Annotated in this window: 23 protein-coding genes; 17 read left to right on the top strand and 6 right to left on the bottom strand. The window is 70.4% G+C overall.

The features are described 5' to 3' along the window. The first annotated feature begins 45 nt into the window (after nucleotides 1-45). The 4 genes from ACFQ6X_RS28940 to ACFQ6X_RS28925 all read left to right on the top strand — a co-directional run bounded on the left by ACFQ6X_RS28940 (nucleotide 46) and on the right by ACFQ6X_RS28925 (nucleotide 6,656). The gene (locus ACFQ6X_RS28940; protein WP_383185656.1) at nucleotides 46-3,495 is read left to right on the top strand and encodes a UvrD-helicase domain-containing protein; all 3,450 of its coding nucleotides are present in this window, start codon (nucleotides 46-48) and stop codon (nucleotides 3,493-3,495) included. A 10-nt stretch (nucleotides 3,496-3,505) separates the two neighbouring features. Continuing rightward, on the top strand, nucleotides 3,506-4,900 hold the full coding sequence (locus tag ACFQ6X_RS28935; protein WP_383185654.1) for a dipeptidase: 1,395 nt from the start codon (nucleotides 3,506-3,508) through the stop codon (nucleotides 4,898-4,900). A 44-nt stretch (nucleotides 4,901-4,944) separates the two neighbouring features. After that, the gene (gene nudC, locus ACFQ6X_RS28930) at nucleotides 4,945-5,892 is read left to right on the top strand and encodes an NAD(+) diphosphatase (RefSeq protein WP_329207620.1); all 948 of its coding nucleotides are present in this window, start codon (nucleotides 4,945-4,947) and stop codon (nucleotides 5,890-5,892) included. 95 nt (nucleotides 5,893-5,987) lie between these two features. Next, the gene (locus tag ACFQ6X_RS28925; protein WP_383185652.1) at nucleotides 5,988-6,656 is read left to right on the top strand and encodes a hypothetical protein; all 669 of its coding nucleotides are present in this window, start codon (nucleotides 5,988-5,990) and stop codon (nucleotides 6,654-6,656) included. A 69-nt stretch (nucleotides 6,657-6,725) separates the two neighbouring features. On the opposite strand, the gene ACFQ6X_RS28920 is transcribed toward ACFQ6X_RS28925, so the two are convergent. Continuing rightward, nucleotides 6,726-6,971: a mycoredoxin gene (locus ACFQ6X_RS28920; protein ID WP_383185650.1), complete on the bottom strand. Its 246-nt coding sequence runs from the start codon at nucleotides 6,969-6,971 to the stop codon at nucleotides 6,726-6,728. Between the two features lie 191 nt (nucleotides 6,972-7,162). Here ACFQ6X_RS28920 and ACFQ6X_RS28915 point away from each other — a divergent pair, with 191 nt between their 5' ends. From ACFQ6X_RS28915 to ACFQ6X_RS28895, 5 genes are all read left to right on the top strand, one after another. Continuing rightward, nucleotides 7,163-9,385: an ATP-dependent DNA helicase UvrD2 gene (locus ACFQ6X_RS28915; RefSeq protein WP_383185648.1), complete on the top strand. Its 2,223-nt coding sequence runs from the start codon at nucleotides 7,163-7,165 to the stop codon at nucleotides 9,383-9,385. Nucleotides 9,386-9,551: 166 nt separating this feature from the next. Then, nucleotides 9,552-9,875: a hypothetical protein gene (locus tag ACFQ6X_RS28910; protein WP_383185646.1), complete on the top strand. Its 324-nt coding sequence runs from the start codon at nucleotides 9,552-9,554 to the stop codon at nucleotides 9,873-9,875. A 171-nt stretch (nucleotides 9,876-10,046) separates the two neighbouring features. Continuing rightward, a complete protein-coding gene (locus ACFQ6X_RS28905) occupies nucleotides 10,047-10,415 on the top strand; it encodes a WhiB family transcriptional regulator (RefSeq protein ID WP_383185645.1) in 369 nt (122 codons plus the stop codon). Further along, nucleotides 10,412-10,771: a hypothetical protein gene (locus ACFQ6X_RS28900; protein ID WP_351167946.1), complete on the top strand. Its 360-nt coding sequence runs from the start codon at nucleotides 10,412-10,414 to the stop codon at nucleotides 10,769-10,771. The genes ACFQ6X_RS28905 and ACFQ6X_RS28900 overlap by 4 nt, the downstream gene beginning before the upstream one ends. Nucleotides 10,772-10,942: 171 nt before the next feature. Continuing rightward, complete coding sequence (locus tag ACFQ6X_RS28895; protein ID WP_383185643.1) at nucleotides 10,943-11,146, top strand: hypothetical protein; 204 nt, start codon at nucleotides 10,943-10,945, stop codon at nucleotides 11,144-11,146. 19 nt (nucleotides 11,147-11,165) lie between these two features. Here the strand turns inward: ACFQ6X_RS28895 and ACFQ6X_RS28890 are convergent, their stop codons facing one another. Beyond that, entirely contained in the window at nucleotides 11,166-12,677 is a 1,512-nt protein-coding gene (locus ACFQ6X_RS28890) for an ABC1 kinase family protein (RefSeq protein ID WP_383185641.1), read from the bottom strand. 65 nt (nucleotides 12,678-12,742) lie between these two features. After that, nucleotides 12,743-13,888, bottom strand: a complete 1,146-nt coding sequence (locus ACFQ6X_RS28885; RefSeq protein ID WP_383185639.1) for a ThiF family adenylyltransferase — start codon at nucleotides 13,886-13,888, stop codon at nucleotides 12,743-12,745. Nucleotides 13,889-14,098: 210 nt separating this feature from the next. Here ACFQ6X_RS28885 and ACFQ6X_RS28880 point away from each other — a divergent pair, with 210 nt between their 5' ends. The 4 genes from ACFQ6X_RS28880 to ACFQ6X_RS28865 all read left to right on the top strand — a co-directional run bounded on the left by ACFQ6X_RS28880 (nucleotide 14,099) and on the right by ACFQ6X_RS28865 (nucleotide 17,936). After that, nucleotides 14,099-14,722 carry a M48 family metallopeptidase gene (locus tag ACFQ6X_RS28880; protein WP_383185637.1) on the top strand — a complete coding sequence of 208 codons (624 nt, stop codon included), beginning with the start codon at nucleotides 14,099-14,101 and terminating at the stop codon, nucleotides 14,720-14,722. 107 nt (nucleotides 14,723-14,829) lie between these two features. Continuing rightward, the gene (locus ACFQ6X_RS28875; protein ID WP_383185636.1) at nucleotides 14,830-16,470 is read left to right on the top strand and encodes a TerD family protein; all 1,641 of its coding nucleotides are present in this window, start codon (nucleotides 14,830-14,832) and stop codon (nucleotides 16,468-16,470) included. 11 nt (nucleotides 16,471-16,481) lie between these two features. Continuing rightward, nucleotides 16,482-17,162 carry an AIM24 family protein gene (locus tag ACFQ6X_RS28870; RefSeq protein WP_329207599.1) on the top strand — a complete coding sequence of 227 codons (681 nt, stop codon included), beginning with the start codon at nucleotides 16,482-16,484 and terminating at the stop codon, nucleotides 17,160-17,162. Nucleotides 17,163-17,180: 18 nt separating this feature from the next. Then, entirely contained in the window at nucleotides 17,181-17,936 is a 756-nt protein-coding gene (locus ACFQ6X_RS28865) for an AIM24 family protein (protein ID WP_383185634.1), read from the top strand. 69 nt (nucleotides 17,937-18,005) lie between these two features. On the opposite strand, the gene ACFQ6X_RS28860 is transcribed toward ACFQ6X_RS28865, so the two are convergent. Then, complete coding sequence (locus ACFQ6X_RS28860; protein WP_383185632.1) at nucleotides 18,006-18,551, bottom strand: NUDIX hydrolase; 546 nt, start codon at nucleotides 18,549-18,551, stop codon at nucleotides 18,006-18,008. Beyond that, nucleotides 18,548-20,008, bottom strand: a complete 1,461-nt coding sequence (locus ACFQ6X_RS28855) for a zinc-dependent metalloprotease (protein ID WP_383185631.1) — start codon at nucleotides 20,006-20,008, stop codon at nucleotides 18,548-18,550. The genes ACFQ6X_RS28860 and ACFQ6X_RS28855 overlap by 4 nt, the downstream gene beginning before the upstream one ends. 191 nt (nucleotides 20,009-20,199) lie before the next feature. On the opposite strand from ACFQ6X_RS28855, the gene ACFQ6X_RS28850 reads away from it, so the two are divergent. From ACFQ6X_RS28850 to ACFQ6X_RS28835, 4 genes are all read left to right on the top strand, one after another. Then, nucleotides 20,200-21,342 (top strand): SDR family oxidoreductase, encoded by a 1,143-nt coding sequence (locus ACFQ6X_RS28850; RefSeq protein WP_383185629.1) that lies wholly within the window; start codon nucleotides 20,200-20,202, stop codon nucleotides 21,340-21,342. Between the two features lie 142 nt (nucleotides 21,343-21,484). Then, nucleotides 21,485-21,946: a molybdenum cofactor biosynthesis protein MoaE gene (locus ACFQ6X_RS28845; protein ID WP_383185627.1), complete on the top strand. Its 462-nt coding sequence runs from the start codon at nucleotides 21,485-21,487 to the stop codon at nucleotides 21,944-21,946. Nucleotides 21,947-22,073: 127 nt separating this feature from the next. Further along, entirely contained in the window at nucleotides 22,074-22,244 is a 171-nt protein-coding gene (locus ACFQ6X_RS28840) for a hypothetical protein (RefSeq protein ID WP_329207588.1), read from the top strand. Nucleotides 22,245-22,424: 180 nt separating this feature from the next. Further along, nucleotides 22,425-23,513 carry a PDZ domain-containing protein gene (locus ACFQ6X_RS28835; RefSeq protein ID WP_383185625.1) on the top strand — a complete coding sequence of 363 codons (1,089 nt, stop codon included), beginning with the start codon at nucleotides 22,425-22,427 and terminating at the stop codon, nucleotides 23,511-23,513. Nucleotides 23,514-23,670: 157 nt separating this feature from the next. On the opposite strand, the gene ACFQ6X_RS28830 is transcribed toward ACFQ6X_RS28835, so the two are convergent. Next, nucleotides 23,671-24,231 carry a PPA1309 family protein gene (locus tag ACFQ6X_RS28830; protein ID WP_329207584.1) on the bottom strand — a complete coding sequence of 187 codons (561 nt, stop codon included), beginning with the start codon at nucleotides 24,229-24,231 and terminating at the stop codon, nucleotides 23,671-23,673. Nucleotides 24,232-24,337 lie beyond the last annotated feature (106 nt).

Genomic DNA, 24,337 nt, shown 5'->3' with positions numbered 1-24,337 from the left:
CCGGGCAGGACGGCTTTGTCGGTGTCTCCGGTTAGCCTCTCTGGAGTGTCCTCGCGTATCACCGACCCCGAGCAGCTCAAGGAGCTCCTCGGGATCCCCTTCACCCCGGAGCAGACGGCCTGCATCACCGCGCCGCCCGCCCCGCAGGTGATCGTGGCCGGAGCCGGCTCGGGGAAGACCACGGTGATGGCGGCCCGCGTGGTGTGGCTCGTCGGGACCGGGCAGGTCGCCCCGGAGCAGGTCCTCGGCCTGACGTTCACCAACAAGGCAGCGGGCGAGCTCGCCGAGCGGGTCCGCAAGGCCCTTGTCGCAGCCGGGGTCACCGACCCGGACGTCATCGACCCGGACAACCCCCCGGGCGAGCCCAGCATCTCCACGTACCACGCCTTCGCCGGCAGGCTGCTCACCGATCACGGCCTGCGGATCGGGCTCGAACCCACCACCCGCCTCCTCGCCGACGCCACCCGCTACCAGCTCGCCGCCCGGGTGCTGCGCGAGGCCCCCGGCCCCTTCCCTGCGCTGACCAGATCCTTCCCCACGCTGGTCAGTGACCTGCTGGCCCTGGACGCCGAGCTCGCCGAACACCTCGTACGCCCCGAACAGCTCGTGGAGTACGACACGGAACTGCTCCGCACGCTCTCGACGGCCAGGCTCACCAACGCCGAGCTGCGCAAGATCCCCGAGGCGGCCGAGGCCCGCCGCGAGCTCCTCGAGCTGACCCGGCGCTACCGGACGGCCAAACGCAGCCGCGACCTCCTCGACTTCGGCGACCAGATCGCCCTCTCCGCCGAGCTGGCCCTCACCCGGCCCGAGGTCGGCGCCATCCTGCGCGACGAGTTCCGGGTCGTCCTGCTCGACGAGTACCAGGACACCTCCGTGGCCCAGCGCCTCCTGCTCGCCGGCCTCTTCGGCGGGTCGGGCGAAGCCGCGGCCGGCCACGCCGTCACCGCCGTCGGAGACCCGTGCCAGGCGATCTACGGCTGGCGCGGCGCCTCCGTCGCCAACCTCGACGACTTCCCGCGGCACTTCCCGCATGCCGACGGCACCCCCGCCACCCGCTACTCCCTCAGCGAGAACCGCCGCAGCGGCGGCCGCCTCCTCCACCTCGCCAACGGCCTCGCCGACCCCCTGCGCGCCATGCACGAGGGCGTGGAGGCCCTGCGTCCGGCGCCCGGAGCCGAGCGGGACGGCATGGTGCGGTGCGCCCTGCTCCGTACCCACGCCGAAGAGATCGACTGGCTCGGCGACTCCCTCGCCCACCTCGTACGGACCGGCACCGCACCCGGGGAGATCGCCGTCCTGTGCCGGACCGCCGGAGACTTCCCCCTGATCCAGGCCGCCCTCGTCGCCCGGGACATCCCGGTCGAGGTCGTCGGCCTGTCCGGGCTGCTGCACCTCCCCGAGGTCGCGGACCTCGTCGCCGTCTGCGAGGTCCTCCAGGACCCCGGGGCCAACGCCTCGCTGGTCCGGCTGCTCATCGGGCCGCGCTGGCGGATCGGCGCCCGGGACCTCGCACTGCTCGGCCGCCGCGCCCGCCTCCTCGTCCACCGTGCCTCCCACGGAGAGGACGACGACTTCGACCCCGACCGCCGTCTCGCCGAAGCGGTCGAAGGCATCGACCCCGCCGAGGTGATCTCGCTCGCCGACGCCCTGGACACCTTCCTGGAGTCCGGAGGGGCCGAGGACGACGGACTGCCGTTCTCGGCCGAGGCACGCGTCCGCTTCGCCCGCCTCGCCACCGAGCTGCGCGACCTGCGCCGCTCACTGGCCGATCCCCTCATGGACGTCCTGCACCGCGTCCTCGGCACCACCGGCCTCGAAGTGGAACTCTCCGCGTCGCCGCACGCCCTCGCCGCCCGTCGGCGCGAGACCCTCGCCAACTTCCTGGACGTCGCCGCGGGCTTCGCCGCAGTCGACGGGGAAGCCTCCCTGCTCGCCTTCCTCGGCTTCCTGCGCACCGCCGCGCAGTACGAGAAGGGCCTGGACAACGCCCTGCCCGGCGGGGAGAACACCGTCAAGGTCCTCACCGCGCACAAGTCCAAGGGCCTGGAATGGGACGTCGTCGCCGTGCCGGGGCTGGTCACCGGTCAGTTCCCCAGCGGCCAGTCCCGGGACGCCTGGACCTCGCAGTCCAAGGTGCTGCCGCACGCACTGCGCGGCGACGCGGCCACCCTCCCGGTCATCCACTCCTGGGACGCCAAGGGCCTCAAGGCCTTCAAGGAGGAGATGAAGGAGCACCAGCACACCGAGGAGCTCCGCCTCGGCTACGTCACCTTCACCCGCCCCCGCAGCCTGCTCCTCGGCTCCGGCCACTGGTGGGGCCCGTCCCAGAAGAAGACACGCGGCCCGTCCGCCTTCCTCGAGGCGCTGTACGAGCACTGCGCCGCCGGGTACGGCGAGATCGAGGCCTGGGCGGACGAGCCCGGGGAGGACGAGGAGAACCCCGCGCTCCAGGAGAAGGACACCGATCAGGCCTGGCCGCTGCCCTTGGACGACGCGTCCATGGCCCGCCGTCGCGAGGCCAGGGACACGGTGCTGGCCCACCTGGAGGCCTTGGCCGCCACTCCCGTACCGGATGTGTACGAGGAGGGCCCCGCCCTGTCCTACGAGGAACCCCCGTACGACGAGGACGCGGAACCCCCGTACGACAACGGGGAGGAGGTGTACGACGAGACCGACGCACCGTACGACGACCCGTTCCCCGACGGTGCGCCCTCCCACGGGGCCCCGTCGCAGCACCCGGCTCCTACCGCCCCTCAGGTTCCCGCCGCCCGCACCCCCGCGGACGCGGAGCTCACCCCCGAGGAATCGCGCACCCTGGCCTCCTGGGACCGCGATCTCGACGCCCTCGCCGGTGAACTGCGCCGTGCCCGCGCATCCGTGCGGGACGTCCTCGTGCCCGCCTCGCTCTCCGCCACCCAGCTCCTGCACCTGGCCGACGACCCCGAGAGCTTCGCGCGGGAACTGGCCCGCCCCATGCCCAGGCCCCCACAGCCCGCTGCCCGCCGGGGTACCCGCTTCCACGCCTGGGTCGAGTCCAGGTTCGAGGAGCTGCCGCTGCCCATGCTCGGCCCCGACGAGCTCCCCGGGGGCGACGACAACGACACGGAGATCGCCGACGAACGCGATCTCACCGCGCTCAAGGAAGCCTTCGAGCGCAGCGCGTACGCCCGGCGCACCCCGTACCGCGTCGAGACCCCCTTCCAGATCACCCTCGCCGGCCGGGTGATCCGGGGCCGGATCGACGCGGTCTACCGCACGGGGGACACCTACGAGATCGTCGACTGGAAGACCGGCCACCACCGCACGGCCGACCCCCTCCAGCTCGCCGTCTACCGCCTGGCCTGGGCCGAACTGCACGGCCTTCCGCCCGAAGCGGTCGCCGCGACGTTCCTGTACGTACGCACCGGCGAGACCGTCAGCCCCGCCCGGCTGCCGGGCAGGGCAGAGCTGGAGCAGCTCCTGCTGGACGAGTCACCTCCGCAGGGCCGTTAGGCTCAGGACCATGAGCGACACCCCGGACAGCGCCGTCCGTACGTACACCGAGCAGCACCGCACAGCCTTCCTCGACGACCTCGCCGAGTGGCTGCGTATCCCGTCCGTATCCGCACAGCCGGAGCACGACGGAGACGTACGGCGCAGTGCCGAGTGGCTCAAGGACAAGTTCGCGCAGACCGGGTTCCCCGTCACCGAGATCTGGGATACGCCCGGCGCCCCGGCCGTCTTCGCCGAGTGGCCGTCCGACGACCCGGACGCACCGGTCGTCCTCGTCTACGGCCACCACGACGTGCAGCCCGCGGCCCGCGAGGACGGCTGGCACACCGACCCGTTCGAACCGGTGATCCGCGACGGCAGGATGTACGGACGCGGCGCGGCCGACGACAAGGGCCAGGTGTTCTTCCACACCCTCGGCGTCAGGGCGCACCTCGCGGCAACCGGCCGCACCACCCCCGCCGTGCACCTCAAGCTCCTCGTCGAGGGCGAGGAGGAGTCCGGCTCCCCGCACTTCCGCGCCCTGGCCGAACAGCGTGCGGGCCGCCTCGCCGCCGACGTCGTGATCGTCTCCGACACCGGCATGTGGGACGAGAACACCCCGACCGTCTGCACCGGGATGCGCGGTCTCGCCGAGTGCGAGATCGAGCTGCACGGCCCGGGCCAGGACATCCATTCCGGATCGTTCGGCGGCGCCGTACCCAACCCCGCGACCGCCCTGGCCCGCCTCGTTGCCGCGCTCCACGACCCACAGGGACGGGTCGCTGTCCCCGGGTTCTACGACGGCGTGGCCGAACTCACCGACACCGAGCGCGCCCTCTTCGCCGAGCTGCCCTTCGACGAGGCCACCTGGCTGCGCACCGCCGCTTCCCAGGCCACCGCGGGCGAGTCCGGGTACACCACGCTGGAACGCATCTGGGCGCGTCCCACCGCCGAGGTCAACGGCATCGGCGGCGGCTACCAGGGGGCGGGCAGCAAGACGGTCATCCCCTCGTCCGCCCTGGTCAAGCTGAGCTTCCGGCTCGTCGCCGGCCAGGATCCGGAGCGCGTCCAGCAGATGGTCCGCAAATGGGCCGAGGAACAGATCCCGGCCGGCATCCGCCACCGGATCACCTTCGCGCCCGCCACCCGCCCCTGCCTGACCCCGCTGGACCACCCCGCACTCCAGGCAGTGGCCCGTGCCATGGGACGGGCCTTCGGGAAGAAGATCCTCTTCACCCGCGAAGGAGGCTCGGGCCCCGCCGCCGACCTGCAGGACGTGCTCGGCGCCCCCGTCCTCTTCCTGGGCATCTCCGTACCGTCCGACGGCTGGCACGGCCCCGACGAGAAGGTCGAGATCGACCTCCTCCTCAAGGGCGTGGAGACCGCCGCCCATCTGTGGGGCGAACTGGCCGCGGCACCACGCTGAATCTCTGATCACCCGATCCACCCCCGGGGGAGTAGGAAGCACCTGTGAGCACCTTCGACAACGCCACCGCCGACCGTCCGATCGGCCTCACCGCGCCCAGCGGCATCGACCGCTCCGCGCACCACCGGCTCGACGAGGCCTGGCTCGCCGCGGCCTGGAGCCACCCGACGACCAGAGTCTTCGTCGTATCGGGCGGGCAGGCGCTGATCGACGACACCCCGGACGGCGGCACCGAGCTCGTCATGACCCCGTCCTTCGAGGCGCCGCTCACCGAGACCCACCGCTACTTCCTGGGCACCGACGAGGAGGGCGTGCGCTACTTCGCCCTCCAGAAGGACTCCCTGCCGGGCCGCATGGACCAGTCCGCCCGCCCCGCCGGCCTGCGCGAGGCGGGGCTGCTCCTGGGCGCGCGGGACGCCGGGCTCATGGTGCACGCCGTGGCCCTGGAGAACTGGCAGCGGCTGCACCGCTTCTGCTCACGCTGCGGCGAGCGCACCGTCATCGCGGCAGCCGGCCACATCCGCCGCTGCCAGGCCTGCGGCGCCGAGCACTACCCGCGTACCGACCCCGCGGTGATCATGCTGGTCACCGACGACCAGGACCGGGCCCTGCTGGGCCGCCAGGTGCACTGGCCGGAGGGACGCTTCTCGACGCTCGCGGGCTTCGTCGAGCCGGGGGAGTCCATCGAGCAGTCCGTCGCCCGCGAGGTGTTCGAGGAGGCCGGCGTCACCGTCGGCGAGGTCGAGTACATCGCCAGCCAGCCCTGGCCGTTCCCGTCCAGCCTGATGCTCGGGTTCATGGCACGCGCCACCTCCTCGGAGATCAACGTGGACGGCGAGGAGATCGAGGAGGCCCGCTGGTTCTCCCGCGAGGACCTGACGGCGGCCTTCGAATCGGGCGAGGTCCTGCCCCCGTTCGGCATCTCGATCGCGGCGCGCCTGATCGAGCTCTGGTACGGCAAGCCACTCCCGAGGCCGGGCGGCGCCGGCTGACGGCGGGTACGCGGGCGGGGTGCGGCGGCACGGTGCGGCACCCCGTGTGACGTGCGCGGGGACGCGCCACCCTTCCTGCCCGACCAAGGGGAGACATGACAGAAGGACGGGTATGGAAGTACGAGGGCACGGAGCTGGCCTGGCTCCAGGAGCGGCTCGGCCGGACCGAGAGCGGTGCCGGACACGTGGTGTCCGAGCTCGTGCCGAGCGGTTTCGAAGCGTACGTGCGGATCTTTCATCGGTTCGCGGCGACGGATGGGTCGGGACGCACCCGCACGTGGAAGACGTGGGCGGAGGACGCCGGCATTTCCTTCCACCCCGAGCTGTCCCATCTGACCCTCCCGGACGAGTTCCGTTTCCCGGGGGAGCCGATGTGGCAGACCGAAGAAGGGGTTCTCGACGGCCCGAGCCGACAGGCGCTGGCCCGGTGCCTTGCCGGAGTGACCGGCGCCCAGAGCGTCTGCTTCGCCTACGATCTGGCAGCAGTCAGCTGGGGTGAGGACGAACCGCTCGTTCGCCGTTCCTCCCTGGCCGACCTGGAAGCCGTACGTGCAGAGGTGGCGGACAGAGTCGGTGAGGACGGTCCGGAATTCTGGTGGCCGGACGACCGCAGCTGGGTGGTGACCACGGACTGGGACCTGCTGTCCACCTACGTCGGCTGCTCGGTGGAGACCGCCGAGCGGATTCTGGGCGACGACGGACTCGAGGCCCTTCCGGTCACGGCTCGGACGCGCGTCGACTGGTTCGCCGACCGTCCGCGCTGATGCCAGCAGTCCGCGATCATGCAGACGGCCCCCGCCGGAGCGAGGGCCACCCTGTACGCACAAGAGAGATCAGGCTGCGGCGAGCGCCTGCTTGACCTGGGCCAGCGAGGGGTTCGTCAGCGTCGAACCGTCGGGGAAGAGCACGGTCGGAACCGTCTGGTTTCCGCCATTCGCCTTCTCGACAAATGCTGCCGAATCCGGGTCCTGCTCGATGTTGACCTCGGTGTACGCGATGCCTTCGCGGTCCATCTGGCCCTTGAGCCGGCGGCAGTAGCCGCACCACGTGGTGCTGTACATCGTCACAGTGCCCGGCATGTCGCTGGTGCTCCCTTGTCTCGTCCGTCTAGCTGGAAGGCGGAAAGAACACGTTCCCGTACCTTCCCGCATGCAGGGAACGTACGGGACCCGGCCGCCATTCCCGCGACCGCACCCGTATCAGTACGACAAACGGCACCCCCTGTGGACAACTTCCGCACCGGCCCCCTGCGACCTGGCAGCATGGCGGGGTGACAGCAGCAACGCATTCCACCCTTTTCCCGCAGGTTCCCGAGTCCGCGGACGCCGTGCTCGACGGGCTCGACCCGGAGCAGCGCGAGGTCGCGCTGGCCCTCGCCGGACCCGTGTGCGTGCTGGCCGGAGCCGGTACGGGGAAGACGCGAGCCATCACGCATCGCATCGCCTACGGGGTCCGGGCCGGGATTCTCCAGCCGACGACCGTGCTCGCCGTCACCTTCACCAACCGCGCCGCCGGCGAGATGCGGGGCAGGCTCCGCCAGCTCGGCGCGACCGGTGTGCAGGCGCGGACGTTCCACTCCGCCGCCCTGCGCCAGCTCCAGTACTTCTGGCCGAAAGCAGTCGGTGGTGCGCTGCCGCGGCTGGTGGAGCGCAAGGTCCAGCTCGTCGCCGAGGCGGCGGCCCGCTGCGGCGTCCGGCTCGACCGTAATGAGCTGCGCGACACGACGAGCGAGATCGAGTGGGCCAAGGTCACCCAGACCGTGCCCGCCGACTACCCGGCCGCGGTCGCCAAGACCCAGCGCGACGCCCCGCGTGATCCTGCCGAGCTGTCACAGATCTACGCGATGTACGAGCAGCTCAAGCGCGACCGCTCGGTGATCGACTTCGAGGATGTGCTGCTTCTCACCGTCGGCATCCTTCAGGACCGGCACGACATCGCCGAGCACGTGCGCACCCAGTACCAGCACTTCGTCGTCGACGAGTACCAGGACGTCAGCCCGCTCCAGCAGCGGCTCCTCGACCTCTGGCTCGGCGACCGGGACAACCTGTGCGTCGTCGGTGACGCCAGCCAGACGATCTACTCCTTCACCGGGGCGACCCCCGACCACCTGCTGAACTTCCGCACCCGCCACCCGAACGCGACGGTGGTCAAGCTGGTGCGGGACTACCGCTCCACCCCGCAGGTCGTCCATCTGGCCAACGGACTGCTGAGCCAGGCCAGCGGCAGGGCGGCAGAGCACCGGCTGGAGCTGGTCTCGCAGCGCGAGAAGGGCCCCGAGCCCTCCTACACGGAGTATGCCGACGAGCCCGCGGAGGCCGAGGGCACCGCCCGGCGGATCCGTGACCTGATCGCCGCAGGCGTCCCGGCCGGGGAGATCGCCGTGCTGTACCGGGTCAATTCCCAGTCCGAGGTCTACGAGCAGGCCCTCGCCGACGCCGGTGTGCCCTACCAGCTGCGCGGCGCGGAGCGCTTCTTCGACCGCGCGGAGGTGCGGGAGGCGGGCGTCGCCCTGCGCGGCGCCGCCCGCGCCGGGGGCAACGACTCCTTGCTCGACGGAGCCGAGGGGCTGCCCTCCGAGGTGCGGGCCGTGCTCTCCACCAAGGGGTGGACCTCCAAGCCGCCCAACGGCTCGGGTGCGGTCCGGGACCGCTGGGAGTCTCTGGCCGCTCTGGTGCGTCTGGCCGAGGACTTCGAACAGGCCAAGCCGGGAGCGACGCTCTCCGACCTCGTGGCGGAGCTCGACGAACGGGCCGCCGCCCAGCACGCCCCCACGGTCCAGGGCGTCACGCTGGCCTCGCTGCACTCGGCGAAGGGGCTGGAGTGGGACGCGGCCTTCCTGGTCGGGCTCACCGAGGGCATGATGCCGATCGCCTACGCCAAGACCGATGAGCAGGTCGAGGAGGAACGCCGGCTGCTGTACGTCGGTGTCACCCGGGCCCGCTTCCACCTCTCGCTGTCCTGGGCCCTGTCCCGCTCGCCCGGCGGTCGCGGCGGCCGTCGGCCGACCCGCTTCCTGAACGGGCTGCGGCCCGGCTCGACCGCCTTCGGCACACGGGGCGGCGCAGGCGGCGGCGGAGGCATCGACCGCGGTTCGGCCACGGGCACGGGCAGCGTCGGTTCCGGCTCTGCGGCCCGGCCCAGGCGCCGCGGGCCGGTGTTGTGCCGGGTCTGCGGCAAGACCCTCACCGAAGCCGGCGAGATGAAGCTGATGCGCTGCGAGGACTGCCCGTCGGACATGGACGAGGGGCTGTACGAGCGGCTGAGGCAGTGGCGTGCGGACCGGGCGAAGGAGATCGGCCAGCCCGCGTACTGCGTGTTCACCGACAAGACGCTGATGGCGATCGCCGAGAGGGTGCCCGACACCGAGGGCGAGCTGGTGGTCATCGCCGGTGTCGGCAACCGGAAGCTGACCCGCTTCGGAGCCGATGTGCTCGACATCTGTGCAGGTCGGACGCTGGAACCGGAGCCAGGAGCGGGCGATGACGACGTGTGAGGAAAACTCGTCGAAAAAATAGTTTGCGCCCGCAGCAGTCATCACCATAGGTTCTTAACCACGGGAACAGCGACTTCTCTGAAGCCCTGATTCCGTGCTGTACTTATCCGAATACGCAGGACCGGCCCCGGCCGGTCCCCTGAGACGCCGAGAGGAGGCGATTCCTGTGATCAGCATTATCAACACCGTCAAAATGACCGATCCGTCGGTCGCCTCCGCCTGCTCGCTCGGCCTCGCCTGCTCTTCGGAACTTTCGCTTCGTGCCACCGGTGTGTCCGGCGTCTCCGTCGGCAGCCCGCTGTCCCTGGCGAGCCTGCCCGTTCGGGAGCGCAATGAGCGACCGACCGAGGCACCGGCAGCAGCAGTAGCGAAGGGACAGGCTCGCGCCTATGCCTTTGCGGCCGTCGGTGCCGGAGCCAAGAAGCAGACGACACAGCACCACACGATGTGGGCCTTCCGTGGGCCTGAACCCTGGAGTGATCCAGCCTGATCCAGCATCAGGCCGGCGCCTTCAGGGCCGCGGAACCCCACTCGGGATCCGCGGCCCTTTTGTTTTGTCCGAACGGATGAGACGAGACGAAGGAGCCTCGGGACAGCAGGACCTGGTACCAGCCGCCAACCGGCCAACAGGCCGGCACGACCAGACGAGGACAACACCACCGTGCAAACCGAGACGCACGCCCCGTCCGTACCGCCTTCCGACACGATCTCCCCGCCCGGCCTCACGGAGGACTCCACCTTGACCCCGCTCACCGCGCTCACCGCGCTCGACGACGCCATCGAGAACCTCGGCGTACCCGTCCCCTGCCGTTCGTACGACCCGGAGGTCTTCTTCGCCGAGACGCCTGCCGACGTCGAGTACGCCAAGTCCCTCTGCCGGACCTGTCCGCTCGTCGAGGCCTGCCTCGCCGGCGCCATGGAGCGTCGCGAGCCGTGGGGCGTCTGGGGTGGCGAGCTCTTCGTCCAGGGCGTCGTCGTCGCCCGCAAGCGTCCGCGTGGCCGTCCGCGCAAGAACCCGGTCGCGGCGTGACCGCCGGCCTGGGGGTCATGTCCCCCACACGAACAAAGCGCATCGGAACCATCGACCGTCCCCAGACCCATGACCCCCGAAATCAGGCACCAATGATCACCCCCACGAAGGAGCCCGTCGGCTCCGCGACCCCGGACGTCACCATCATCGGCGCGAACGACTCGCGTCAGAACAGGACCCGCGAAATGCAACTCATCCCAGAAGCCCTGGCCCGTGCGCATATGCACGACCGCCTGAGGGAAGCCGAGGTGGATCGCCAGGCAGTGCGCCTGGTGGCCGCCCGGCGGATGCAGCGCCGGGCGGAGCGTGCCTCGATGCGCGCCCGCCGTGCGCTCGCCATGGCGGTCATGCACTAACAGCGCCGCCAGCAGCACGATGTGGCCGCCGCGCGACGGCGGCAGGCTGACGGGGCAACCGCTCTGCCCCTCGCGCAGCCACCCCACCCCTTCCGCGGGGCCGGTCCGAACAGGCCGGCCCCGCGGTGCGTTGTGCCGAGCCCGCCGGGCCGACGGGGATATCGTCGCGAGGTGGACGAGGAGACTGATCACCCGGCGCGGCCGGGTGCCGGGCAGGTGTCATGTGCCCGCTGCGGCGTCGTCGCCGACGGCGACACGGCACCCCTGACCTGGATCTGCTCCGTGGAGAACGGCAGACGCCAGTACTTCTGCGAGGACTGTTCCCGCACCCATATCCGGTCGATCGAGGGCCGGCTGGACTCCGACTGGTGGTGACGGGAAGGCCGCGCAGCCGTCAGGAAAGGCTTCGGGCCTCGACCGCTGCGCCCTCCTGCCCGTACGCGCCCTCCCGATCGTCCTCGCTCACCTGATCGTCCTCGCTGTTCCGATCGTCCTCGCTGTCCCGAACAGGCTCGTGCTCCAGGAGGAACCCCGGCAGCCAGGACTCCAGTTCGTCCCGCAGACGCACCGTGGCACCGAGCTGGCACAACACGCCGATGGTGCTCAGCGTGACGCGGTGTATCAGCAGATAGGACGGCGGAAGGTTCAGCTGCTTGCCCAGCTGGTGGGCGGGGGAGCGCGGGTCGGCGATGCGGGCGGCCTGACTGCGCAGCCAGGAGCGGGTGAAGGTGAACTCGTCCACCTGCGCCGGTTCGATGATCGGCAGGAGATAGTCGAGCACGGCGTCCGGCGCGAGTTCGATCGAGTCCTTGACGAACCCCTCCTCACGGAGCATCCGGTACACGGCCTCGGCATCACCGTCCAGCGTCATCCGCAGCGAGTCGCCGATGGTCCGCGGCAGTCCGCCCGGAAGCCGGTCCACCGTTCCGAAGTCCAGGACCCCCAGCCTCCACCGGCCGGCATCTCCGCCGGTGCTGCCTGCATCGGCGACCTCGTTCTCGGTGACCTCGTCCTCGGCGTCCGCGCCCAGTGGAGGCAGCAGCCGGAAGTTCCCCGGATGGGGGTCGGCGTGGAGAAGACCGGTGCGTGCCGGCCCCGAGAACAGGAAGCGCGCGAGCAGCTGACCGGCCCGGTTCCTCTGGTCCGGCGTGCCATCGGCGATCACTTCCGACAGAGGGATGCCGTCCATCCACTCGGTCACAAGAACCTGCTCGGACTGGTGCACCACTCCGGGGACCACCACATCGGGGTCGTCCTCGAACTCCGCCGCGTGCTCCTGCTGGGCCTGAGCCTCCAGCGCGTAGTCCAGCTCCTCCGAGACCCGGTCCCGCAGTTCCGTGATGAGCGGCTTGATGTCCATCCCGGGAATCAGCGGGCCGAGCAGCCTCGCGAAGCGGCTGAGCTGGGTGAGATCCGAGAGCAGTGCCTCACCCGCGCCCGGGTACTGCACCTTCACGGCCACATCGCGTCCGTCGTGCCACACGGCGCGATGGACCTGCCCGATCGACGCGGCGGCAGACGGCCGGTCCTCGAATTCGAGGAACAGCTCCCGCCAGTCCTCACCGAGCCGCTCGGCCAGCACCCCGTGGACGGTGCGGGTCGGCATGGGCGGGGCGGCCTCCTGAAGTTTGGTCAGTGCCGCCCTGTACGGGCCTGCGACATCCTCGGGCAGCGCCGACTCGAAGACGGACAGCGCCTGCCCGAGCTTCATCGCACCGCCCTTCAACTCGCCGAGGACCTTGAAGAGTTGATCCGCCGTGCGCTGTTGGACCTCGCGGGCAACGATCTCCGCGGACTTACCGCCTATCCGCTTGCCCAGGCCCCACGTGGCACGCCCGGCGAAGCCGAGCGGCAGCGCGGCCAGCTTCGCGGTACGGGTGACCGCCTTCCGGGGAAGATCAGACATGTGCCCCTCCAAGTCCCAGACTGCCGTGCCGCGTGAGTGTTTCGGCCCTGCTCCGTCGGCGGCGGTCACCCCGCCATTGTGTCCTGTGCGGCGCCGGCCGCGGAGGTGAGCTCCCCCTCAGTCTGCCCGGCGGCACCACAGGAGCAGTCGAGGTGCGCACCCATCCGTTCGGCCCGCCACTCCAGCAGAGGAAGCGCGGCCTCCCAGCGGGCACCGGTGACGGCCGGCAGCTCCCCGTCGAGAAAGGACAGCGCATGGGCTGCCGCGAGACCGGCCACCGCCGTCGCCAGCCCCAGATCGCAGGCCGGCACCGTGCTGCGCCGCCCGGACCTCCACTGCGCCAGCATCCGCGGCCACTGCGGGTCCTGCTCCGCACGGCGCAGCGCCAGGCAGCCCGCACAGCCGGTGCCGCCCGGCAGCACCAGCGGACCGACCACCCCGGTGGCCTCGATCACTCCCGCGTAGAGATGCGGCGTACCCGAGGCGATCCACGGTGCGGCGGTATCCGGATCGGGGGCGTAGACCGAGAGGCCGTCCCGCGGGGCCACCACGATCAAGGACAGGGCGGGCTCGCCGCTCGCCGGAGCGCCCGCTGTCTCCGCCTGACGGGGAGGTCCGCCGGCCGCGGACCGGCGGACCAACTGCCGGGCCGCGGAATCCCGGCGCTCCCCGACGGCCGCCGCCGGAAGACCGCCGGGCGCGATGTCCCACGGCTCGGCGCGGCCACCGTCGAGCACCTCGACCCGGCCCACTCCGGCCCCGGACAGCACCGCGGCGATCGAAGCGCCGACCCTGCCCGCGCCCCGTACCTGGACCCGCATCGCGCGCCGGGCCGCGAGCCTGCGCAGCCCGCTCCCGGGTTCCGGATGGACGACCGAGAGTGACGCGGCATCGGGACGCTGCCGCTCCACGGTCTCGGCCCGCCGGCGTAATGCATCGGCTTCCGGACCGCCCGCACTCACGTCGTCGAGCAGCCCCGCCTCCGTCAGGCGTGATACCAGGATGTCCACATGACGGTCCGACAGATCGAGCGCTTCGGCTTCTTCGCGCAGGAGTGGGAGTCCGCGTGTTCCGTCGAGCAGTTCGAGGAAACTCCCGGTAGCGATATCCATCGGACCCAGCGTCACAGCATGCGCGGGCGTCACACCGAATTGCACGGTGTTCCGTCCGCGCCAGGCCCGGCGCAGCGCAGGTTTCAACATCGGATGCATGACTTCTCCCCGGTCGGTGTCGGGCTGCACCGGTCGGTATCGGCCGGCGTCGGGATCCGTTGCCAGAATGCAACGCGGTGGCGAAACGTGCGGAAAGTTATCCACAGGCTGGGGTATTAGTCGTTCAAATGGTGCACGCCGAGAAGTGGATCAACGCCGAACCGTCCGGGAGGCAGGACTTCCCGCGCCGACAGCGGGTAACGTCATGGCGTGTCCGCCGACTCTTCACCCGGCCTCGCCGGGGAGACCCCCGTGCGCAGCGCCGGACGCCACCAGCGCAGCGCGGCCGCCCGCCAGCCCGCCGCATCGGTGACGAGTGCGGTCGAGGTCCGCAGAAGCGCCCGGCGCAGCAGAACGGTCTCCGCGTACCGCGAGGGTGACCGCACGATCGTTCTCATCCCCGCCCGGATGTCCGAGGCGGAGGAACAGCGCTGGGTCGGCGTGATGCTCGACAAGCTCGCCGCCCAGGAGAGCAAGCGGGTGATCGGCGACAGCGAGCTCGCCGAACGTGCCGAAGGGCTCTCCGCCCAGTACTTCGAGGGCCGGGCGCGCCCCGCCTCGGTGCGATGGGTGACCAATCAGAACACCCGCTGGGGCTCCTGCACCCCGGCCGAGGGCAGCATCCGCCTCTCGCACCGGCTGCAGGGCATGCCGGAGTACGTCGTGGACTACGTACTCCTCCATGAACTGGCCCACCTCCTGGTTCCCGGCCACGGTCCGCGCTTCTGGCGCCTGCTGGAGGCGTATCCGCGGACCGAGCGGGCGCGTGGCTACCTCGAAGGTGTGGTGGCGGCCGAGCGGCTCCCGCATCTGCCCACCGCACGTGAAGAGTGACGTTCGGTGATTCTGTACCGGGTCTGTACCGACTTAGCTCAATGTCGTGGTTTGCGGTTAGCCTGACGCGACGCATTTACATTCGGGATGGGGGACGGTCGTTACGCATGGCCAGGGAATTCCAACGCGGCCACAAGGCCAAGATCAGTGATCTCACGCCAGGGACGGATCTGTACGTAGGTGTGCAGATCGCCGGCCCGGGCCTGACGTTCGACATCAGCTGCTTCGGTCTCGATGCCAATGAGCAGCTCTCGGACGACCGGTATTTCATCTTCTTCAACCAGCCGAAATCACCCGAGGAGTCCATTCAGCTGCTCGGCGCCCAGGCCGGCGACACCGAGTCCTTCCGCGTCACCCTCGACCGCATTCCGGCGAACATCCACAAGCTTTCGTTCACCGCGACTCTCGACGGTGCGGGGCAGATGTCGCAGGTCGGCCCCGGATACATCCGGATCGTGGCCGGCGGCGAGGAAGTGGTGAAGTACGCCTTCACCGGCTCGGAGTTCACCACCGAGCGCGCGGTCATGCTGGGTGACTTCTACCTCAAGGACGTCTGGCGGTTCGCCGCGGTGGGCCAGGGCTTCGACGGCGGACTGGACGCGCTGCTCAAGAACTTCGGCGGCGAGGTCGCCGAGGAAGCTCCGGCAGCACCGCAGCCGCAGGGCGCGGCACCGTCGTTCGCACCACCCGCCCAGGCCACCGCGCCCCCCGCCTTCGGCGCCCCGGCAGCGCCCCAAGCCCCGCAGCCCGCACCGTCGTTCGGGGCGCCCGCCGCGCCGCAGCAGCCGGTGCACACCGCGCCGACGATCGCGGCCCCCCTGGCACCCCAGGCGCCGGCCCCGTACGGGCAGCCGCCCCAGCAGCCGCAGTTCGGCCAGATCCCGGGCCAGGCCGCGCCGCCGTACGGTCAGCAGCCCCCGGCAGCACCGCCGTACGGCCAGCAGCCCCCGGCGGCCCCTCCGTTCGGCCAGCAGCCGCCCGCCGCGTCGTTCGGTCAGCAGCCTCCGGCCCCGTTCGGTCAGCAGCCTCCGGGCATGCAGCCCGGGGCGCCCCAGGGAATGGTGCCCCAGGGTGTCCCGCAGGCCGGCGCAGGGCTGCAGGCAGCCCTGCAGCCGTACAAGGAGACGGCCACCGGGCAGCGCTGGACCTCGCAGAACCAGCAGCTCATGCGCGTGGACCTGACCATGGGAGGAACACCTGTGCTCGCCCGTCAGGGCAGCATGGTGATGTACCAGGGGAAGGTCGACTTCGGCTACAAGGGCGCCGGGTTCGCGGGCCGCATGGTCGGTAACGCCACCGGCCAGGAAATGCAGCTGATGCGCTGTACTGGTCGTGGACAGGTCTTCCTCGCCGAGGAGGGATCGCACCTGCACCCCATCGAGCTGCAGGGTGACGGCATCTGCGTCTCGGCGGAGAGCGTCCTCGCCTTCGACGAGTCGCTGCAGTACGAGGTGCGCAGGATCGAAGGGCACGGGATTCCCGGCGGTGCCCTGTTCACCATGCAGTTCCAGGGCACGGGCACCGTCGTCGTCAAGACCCACGGTGTTCCGGTCGTCCTGCCGGTCACCCCGACCACGTTCGCCGACTGCAACGCGGTCGTGGCCTGGTCGGCGGCGTCCCAGGTGATCATCTCCAGCCAGGTCCGACTGCGCCGCAACGCGTATCCGGGCCACAGCGGGGAGACCGTGAACCTCCAGTTCCGGGGAGCCCCCGGGAACTTCATCGTCGTCCAGCCCTACGAGGTCTGAGGGAGCCCGTCATGAATCAGCAACTCGCGGGCTTCGCCCCGACCCCCGTCACGGCCCGGATGGAGAACCACGGCCGCACGATGCTCAAGGTCGCCATGGCCTCCGGGCAGGACCTCTACGCACGTACCGGCTCGATGGTGGCCTACGAGGGCTTCATCCAGTACGAGCCCAACCCGCCCGCCGTCCGCCAGATCGCCTCGCAGTGGATCACCGGCGAGGGCGCGCCCCTGATGAAGTGCGCCGGTGACGGGCTGCTGTACCTCGCCGACTACGGCGCCGATGTGGTCGTCATCAATCTCAACAACGACTCGCTGTCGGTCAACGGCACCAATCTCCTCGCCTTCGACGGCCACCTCACCTGGGGTGTGGAGCGGGTCAAGGGCCTGGCCAAGTTCGCCGGCCAGGGCCTGTGGAACGTCTGCGTCCAAGGCACCGGATGGGTTGCGATCACCTCGCGCGGCACGCCGATCGTCGTCGACTGCGGCCGGGGCGAGGACGAGACGTACGTCGACCCCGACGCGCTAGTCGCGTGGTCCCCGAACCTGAAGGTCAAGGGCAAGCGGAGCTTCAAGGCGAGCTCGCTCATCGGGCGGGGCAGCGGAGAGGCCTACCAGATGGCCTTCTCGGGTCAGGGCATCGTCGTCGTCCAGCCGAGCGAGGACAGCACCGACCGCCTGCGGATCCGGAACTGAGCGGGGGGAGAACACATCATGCAGAGTCCGCTTTTCAGTCACACCGAACAGCAGTCGCAGGACCGGTACACCGTCCAGAACCCGCAGCTCCTGCGGGTCTCGCTGACCGGTCATGACGACGTCCTCGCCCGCAAGGGAGCCATGGTCGCCTATCAGGGGCTCATGGAATTCGACGGCGAGTACCAGTCGCAGGGACAGCGCAACGCCCGCAGGAACACGGGCGAGGGCCTCGACCTGATGCGCTGCTCGGGCCAGGGAACGGTCTATCTGGCCAACCTCGCCCAGTACATCCACGTGGTCGACGTCGACCACGAGGGCATGACGGTCGACAGCGCGTACGTCCTCGCCCTCGACTCGTCGCTGCACACCGAGGTCATCGCGGTGGACAGCCAGTACGGGATCTCGGGCACGGGCAAGTACCAGCTCAACATCTCCGGCACCGGCAAGGTCGCGCTGATGACCTCGGGCCAGCCGCTGATGATGCAGGTCACGCCCGACAAGTACGTGAATGCCGACGCCGACGCGATCGTTGCCTGGTCGAGTGGACTGAGGGTGCAGATGCAGGCGCAGACGCACTCCTCCGGCGTTTTCCGGCGCCGCGGCAACACCGGGGAGGGCTGGGAGCTCAGCTTCCTGGGCCAGGGCTTCGCGCTCGTCCAGCCGAGTGAGGTGCTGCCTCCGCAGAACGCTCAGATCGGCCAGGGCGCGGCCGCCCAGTTCGGCGTGGGACAGCACGGCGCCCACAGCCAGAACCAGAACAACGCCTGGAACTGAGTCACCCGGATCCGGCACAGGTAAGGGGCGGCCTATTGCAGGCCGCCCCTTACCTGTGCCCGCGCAGGGCTACTGGCCCTGCTCCAGTCGCGCCCGGGTCCGTTCCATCAGCCGTACGACCGAGGCGTCCGCCACCCCGGCCACCTCGTCGTAGGGGAACCAGCGCAGATCGAGGGATTCCTCGCTGATCTGTTCCGTCGCTCCGGCGGGAGCCGTAGCCGCGTACTGGACGTCGAGGTGCCAGTGACAGGGCGCCGGGATGGGGTGCCGGTCCAGCCGGACCGGTCCGCCGGGCAGCAGGGTGAGTCCCGCTATCCCGGACTCCTCCGTGGCCTCACGCAGAGCCGCGGAGGCCAGGTTGGGGTCCTGCGGCTCGCAGTGGCCGCCCATCTGGAGCCACATCTGCAGCTTCCTGTGCAGCGTCAGCAGAACCCGGCCCCGCTCCGGATCGATCACCAGTGCGCTGGCCGTCAGATGCCCGGCCCCGCAGGCCTTCCACATGCCGTCCGGGTGCCCGGCCAGATGGTCCAGGTACGTCTGGCGCAGCTCGCTCTGGTCCTCCTGGTCCGTGTCGTAGCCCTTGAGTACGAGAACGGCGTCGTCGTGCAGGCTCACTTGTCGGTGTCGTCCTTGCCGTCGCTCTTCGAGTCGTCGCTCTTCGAGTCCTCGCTCCTGGAGTCGTCCGAGTCCTCGGCCGCGGGCTTCTGCGGGCCCTTCGCGGCCTCGCCGAGCATCTTGTCCAGCTCGGAGAAGTCCAGCTGCTCGTGGTGGACGAACCCGTCCGGGTCGTCCAGGTCCTGGGCCGTCGGCAGCATGTCCGGGTGCTCCCACAGGCCGTCACGGCCGTCGACGCCCCGGGCGTCCGTGAGCGAGGCCCACAGCCTTGAAGCGTCCCGCAGCCGGCGCGGACGCAGCTGGAGGCCGATGAGGGTGGCGAAGGTCTGCTCGGCGGGACCGCCGGACGCACGGCGCCTGCGCATCGTCTCGCGCAACGCGTCCGCCGAGGTCAGCCGGGACTTCGCGGCCTCGTGCACCACGGCGTCCACCCAGCCCTCGACAAGGGCGAGCGCTGTCTCCAGGCGGGCGAGCGAGGCCTTCTGCTCAGGAGTGTCCTCCGGCTGGAACATGCCCTGCTGGAGCGCGTCCTGCAGCTGCTCGGGCTGCGTCGGGTCGAACTGGCCGACGACGTCCTCGAGCTTGCTGGTGTCGACCTTGATGCCGCGCGCATAGGCCTCGACCGCACCGAACAGGTGCGAGCGCAGCCACGGAACGTGGGCGAAGAGCCGCTGGTGGGCGGCCTCACGCAGCGCGAGATACAGCCGCACCTCGTCCTGCGCGACGCTCAGGTCCTTACCGAACCGCTCGATGTTCAGCGGGAGCAGCGCGGCCTTGCCGGCCGGGGCCAGAGGAAGGCCGATGTCCGTCGAACCGACGACTTCGCCGGCGAGCACGCCGACCGCCTGCCCGATCTGCTGACCGAACATGGCACCGCCCATGGAACGCATCATCCCGATCAGCGGGCCCGCCATGGCCTGCATCTCCTCGGGCAGGACGTCGCCCATGGCCAGCCCGACCCGCTCGGCCACCGGGTCCACCAGCTGCTGCCAGGCAGGAAGGGACGCCTCGACCCACTCCGCGCGGCTCCACGCCACCGTCGAGACGGAACCGGAGGGCAGCGACGTCACGCCGTCCAGCCAGAGATCCGCCAGGCGCAGCGCCTCGGTGACCGCCGACTGGTCCGACGGGCCGACGCTCGCGTCCTTGCTGCCGTCAGGAGTGCCCTGCGAGACCGTCTGGCGGGCGATCTGCTTGGCCATGTCCCAGTTGACGGGGCCGCCCTCGTAGCTCAGCATCTGGCCGAGCTGCTGGAAGGCCGCTCCCAGGTCGTTCGGGTTCATCGTGCCGAACATCGCTGCGAACGGGTTGTCCCCGCCGGCGCCCGGCCCGATGCCGAACGGGTTCGCAGGCCCGCCCGAACCCTGCCCACCTCCGGTGGGGTCCTTCTTCTTGCCCTCGTCGCCGTTTTCCGGCTCCTCCGGCGGAAGGCCGAATCCGAATGGGGTGTCACTCACGGGTTTCCTCGGCTCGTAGGGCCGCCGGCTCGAACCGACGGCGACTGCCCGACATCACCATCCAGCGTAGACACCAAAGGCCGCTTAGGGCCTCAGTGCTCCGCCGGCTCCCGGCCTGCGGCAGGATGGACGCCACCTGGTACGTACGCGTCATTCGGGTACGTACTGAAGACAACCGCTGGAGACGCCCGGTGAGTTCCCCAGATCCGCAGGTTCGCGCAGCGCGAAACCTGGCCGACCCCTCGCCCGAGAGCAAGCCGACGAAGAATCCTTCCAGAAGCCGGGGCCCCGTCGTCGCGGTCACCGGTGCCGCGACCGGCGTCGGTGAGCTTCTCACCGCGCACCTCGCCGCATCCGACGAGATCAAGCAGGTCATCGCCATCGATGAGCGCCGGGGGGAGGTGTCCGAGGCCACATGGCACATCCTGGACGTACGGGACCCCGCCATCGCGGAGAAACTGCGCGGGGCGGATGTCGTCGTGCACCTGGCACTCGATCTCGACCTGGAGACCGACCCCGCCGCCCGTACCGCGTACAACGTACGCGGCACCCAGACCGTGCTGACGGCCGCGGCGGCCGTCGGGGTCCACCGGGTCGTGCTGTGCACCTCGGCGATGGTCTACGGCGCTCTTCCCGACAACGACATCCCTCTCTCCGAGGACGCCGAACTGCGCGCCACGGCAGAGGCCACCGGTGTCGGCGACCTGCTGGAGATCGAACGGCTCGGGCGCCGCGCCCCCCGTGCCCACCCCGGACTCAATGTCACGGTGGTACGCCCGACCGTCCTGGTCGGCGGTACGGACACCGCGCTGACCCGCTACTTCGAGTCGCCGAGGCTCCTTGTCGTCGCCGGATCGCGCCCCGCCTGGCAGTTCTGCCATGTCGAGGACCTGGTCAGCGCCCTGGAGTACGCCGCACTGGAGAAGATCGACGGGGAGTTCGCGGTCGGCTGCGACGGCTGGCTGGAGCAGGAGGAGGTGGAGGAGCTCTCCGGCGTGCGCCGGATGGAGCTGCCGTCCGCCGTCGCCCTCGGGGCAGCGGCCCGGCTGCACCGGATCGGCCTCACCCCGTCCCCGGCGGGCGACCTCGCCTACACCATGCACCCCTGGGTGGTCAGCGTGAGCCGGCTCCACGACGTCGGCTGGCGGCCCCGGTGGACCAACGAGGAGGTCCTCGGAGCGCTCCTGGAAGAGGTGGAGGGCCGCCACACGGTCGCCGGCCGCCGCCTCGGCCGCAAGGACGCCACCGCGGCAGGCGCCGCGGGAGCCACGGTCGCCCTCCTCGGTACGGCTGCGCTGGTCCGCCGCGCCCGCAAGGCGCGCCGGCGCATCTAGGAAGACCCTGGGCCCCTCCGTCTCCCCAGGTGCGCACCGGGCGCTCCCGGGGGGACCTGTAGGAGGCTCCAAGCAGGCCGGCCGGCCTGCTGGTCGAAAACGCTATTCCGCGATGTCAGCGCCGTGCGGCACGATGGGTCCCATGGCACGCACCCACGACCACCCCGGCGAGCAGGCAGCTCAGGACCCGATCCGGCTGCTGGAGATCAGGGAGACACCGCTCTCCGTCGACGAGATCTTCCGTGCGGTCGGCGACGACGCCGCCGGTGGCATCGCGCTCTTCGTCGGCACGGTGCGCAATCATGACGACGGACAGGACGTCGGCATGCTCGGCTACTCCTGCCATCCGAGTGCCCAGGACGAGCTGCGCAGAGTGGCGGAGAAGGTCGTCGCTCAGTTCCCGGTCAGGGCGCTGGCCGCCGTCCACCGGGTGGGTGAGCTGGCTGTGGGCGATCTGGCGGTGGTCGTCGCCGTCTCCTGCGCCCATCGGGGTGAGGCCTTCGAGGCCTGCCGCAAGCTGATCGACGACCTCAAGCACGAGGTTCCGATCTGGAAGCACCAGCGTTTCTCGGACGGCACCGAGGAGTGGGTCGGCGCCTGCTGAGCGCAAACCGCCCCAGGGGTGTTCAGCCCCGATTTGCGTAACCGCACCCCTGCCATGAGCGTTGGTCCTGCAGGTGGTTAATCTTCTGATCGTCAGTTGCGGTCGCTCATGGGGTAGGGAGGTCGTGATGGCAGCTCTCGCGTGGCTTTTGATTCCGCTTTTCGCCGCTCTCGGCGCGGCGATATGGGGAGGGTGGGCAGCCCGCAATCGAACGACCGGCGACGTCACCGAACTCGCCGGCTACGCCAGGTTCCGTGAGGCGATGGAGAAGTCGGACTCCGGTTCCGAGGCGGTCTGAGACAGCGGCGGCTGTACGCAGTTGCCAATCCCGCATCGCGGCCATGGTCATCCTCCAGGCGTTCTCCGCACAGTGAGCTGACCGGCGGCCCCTCGGCCGTCCCCGTGCCACCCGGCCCCGAGCCCCCGTACGGACCGGCCCCGACGGTGCACTGACAGGCCCTTCCCGTACTGTCGTTCCATGCCACGCCGCACCGCGACGATGCTCGCCTCCACGCTCATTCTGATCGCGCTGCTCTGCGTAGGCGTGCTGATCCCCGTGCCGTATGCGGAGATGTCTCCCGGCCCGACCGTGAACACCCTCGGCGACGCGCGTGGCGAACCCGTTCTGCACATCAGCGGCCGCAAGACCTACCCGACGTCCGGGAACCTCAACATGACGACGGTCCGCGTCACCGGCGCGGACTACGACATGAACATCGTCGAGGCCGTGTACGGCTGGCTGGCCCACGACAGCGTGATCGTTCCGCACGACACCCTCTATCCGGACGGCAAGACGGAGGAGGAGTCGACGCAGGAGAACGCGGAGGAGTTCAGCCAGTCCCAGGAGAGCGCCAAGGTCGCGGCCCTCGAGGAACTGAACATCCCCGTCACCTCACGCGTCGTGGTCTCCACCGTCGTCAAGGACAGCCCCGCCCAGGGCAAGCTGCACGCGGGCGATGTGATCAAGGCCGTCGACGGTACGGCGGTCAAGCAGCCCGAGGACGTCGCGAAGCTCGTCACCGAGCACAAGCCCGGTGAGGACGTCGTGTTTACGATCATCCCCGCCAAGGCGGCCGCCGCGGCCGAGAAGGCCGGCAAGGAGCCGCGGGGCACACGTGAGATCACCCTCACGACGCGCAAGGCCCCTTCGGAGGACCGCGCGATCGTCGGCATCCAGGCCGGGACGGACCACACGTTCCCGTTCGAGATCGACATCAAGCTCGCCGATGTCGGCGGCCCGAGCGCCGGGCTGATGTTCTCGCTGGGCATCATCGACAAGCTCACGCCCGGCCAGCTGACGGGCGGAAAGTTCATCGCCGGCACCGGCACCATCGACGACAGCGGCAAGGTCGGGCCGATCGGCGGCATCAACATGAAGCTGGTCGGCGCGCGCGATGCCGGCGCCCGGTACTTCCTCACCCCGGACGACAACTGTGCCTCCGCGGCAGCCGACACCCCGAGCGGTCTCACCCTGGTGAGGGTGAAGACCCTCGACGACGCGAAGAAGTCGCTGGAGAAGATCCGCGCAGGGGACCCGGCCGGCCTGCCGAGCTGCTCGGCAGGCTGAGGCCCCGCGCGAAGGCAGGGGCCCCGGACCGACCCCGCGCGACGGCGAGGGCCCGGACCGGACCCCGCACGACGGCATGGGCAGAGACCGGCTCCCCGCTACGGCAGGGACCGGGAGCGGTTCCGCGGGGCGGGACCAGCCCCGCGGAACCGCAGGATCAGGCCTCGAAGGTGGCCGCGAGCGCCTCGGCCAGCCCGGGGACCAGGCCCGCACCGGTCAGGACCTCGGTCGGGGAGTCCTTCTCCCGCAGCCGCACGGCCGAGTCCCGCGCCCCGTCCCGCAGAACAGCCACGGTCATCCGGACCTCCTGCCGGTCCGGGTGCTTGGCGACCCACTTGGTCAGCTGGCTGTCGCTCAGGCCTTCCGGTACGGAGGCCTCGGCGGACGGCGGCAGCATCAGCCGCTCGACCGTCATGGCGCAGCCGACCACGGCGTCGGGCCAGGCGATCGTGGCGAGGAATTCGTCCAGGGCGGTGCCGGCGGGAAGCTCCTCCTGCTCGATAGGGGTGAAGGCGGCGGTGGTCGACGCGGCGTCGTCGAGACCGAGCTGGGCGGCCAGGCCCGGCTCACTGGCGCGCAGCCTGGCGGTGTCGACGAGGGCGAACAGCCGGGCGGGCTGGTCCCAGCCGAGGCCTGCGGCGTAGGCATCGATTTCGAGTACGGCGACGGTCAGGGGGCTCGCGGCCATCGGAGGGCCTGAGGGGGAAACGTTGGGCATGGTCAATATCCTGCCTCCTTCCGCCCCGGGAACGGGAACTAGGTAAAGCCTCAGTAAGTTGCATAGGTGGGCTCTACGATCGCTGGGCCTGCTTCACACGACCGCG

This window comes from Streptomyces sp. NPDC056452 (assembly GCF_042796085.1).
GTDB lineage: Bacteria > Actinomycetota > Actinomycetes > Streptomycetales > Streptomycetaceae > Streptomyces.
Note: the sequence above shows the minus strand (reverse complement) of the source record. Positions and strands in the feature narration are given on the sequence as shown.

What these genes read in the sequence shown, in the direction of transcription:
- ACFQ6X_RS28935 (WP_383185654.1), top strand. Translation starts at nt 3,506, where the DNA reads ATGAGCGACACCCCGGACAGCGCCGTCCGTACGTACACCGAGCAGCAC.
- ACFQ6X_RS28925 (WP_383185652.1), top strand. Translation starts at nt 5,988, where the DNA reads ATGACAGAAGGACGGGTATGGAAGTACGAGGGCACGGAGCTGGCCTGG.
- ACFQ6X_RS28920 (WP_383185650.1), bottom strand. Translation starts at nt 6,971, where the DNA reads ATGCCGGGCACTGTGACGATGTACAGCACCACGTGGTGCGGCTACTGC.
- ACFQ6X_RS28890 (WP_383185641.1), bottom strand. Translation starts at nt 12,677, where the DNA reads ATGTCTGATCTTCCCCGGAAGGCGGTCACCCGTACCGCGAAGCTGGCC.
- ACFQ6X_RS28885 (WP_383185639.1), bottom strand. Translation starts at nt 13,888, where the DNA reads ATGCATCCGATGTTGAAACCTGCGCTGCGCCGGGCCTGGCGCGGACGG.
- ACFQ6X_RS28875 (WP_383185636.1), top strand. Translation starts at nt 14,830, where the DNA reads ATGGCCAGGGAATTCCAACGCGGCCACAAGGCCAAGATCAGTGATCTC.
- ACFQ6X_RS28870 (WP_329207599.1), top strand. Translation starts at nt 16,482, where the DNA reads ATGAATCAGCAACTCGCGGGCTTCGCCCCGACCCCCGTCACGGCCCGG.
- ACFQ6X_RS28865 (WP_383185634.1), top strand. Translation starts at nt 17,181, where the DNA reads ATGCAGAGTCCGCTTTTCAGTCACACCGAACAGCAGTCGCAGGACCGG.
- ACFQ6X_RS28845 (WP_383185627.1), top strand. Translation starts at nt 21,485, where the DNA reads ATGGCACGCACCCACGACCACCCCGGCGAGCAGGCAGCTCAGGACCCG.
- ACFQ6X_RS28840 (WP_329207588.1), top strand. Translation starts at nt 22,074, where the DNA reads ATGGCAGCTCTCGCGTGGCTTTTGATTCCGCTTTTCGCCGCTCTCGGC.
- ACFQ6X_RS28835 (WP_383185625.1), top strand. Translation starts at nt 22,425, where the DNA reads ATGCCACGCCGCACCGCGACGATGCTCGCCTCCACGCTCATTCTGATC.
- ACFQ6X_RS28830 (WP_329207584.1), bottom strand. Translation starts at nt 24,231, where the DNA reads ATGCCCAACGTTTCCCCCTCAGGCCCTCCGATGGCCGCGAGCCCCCTG.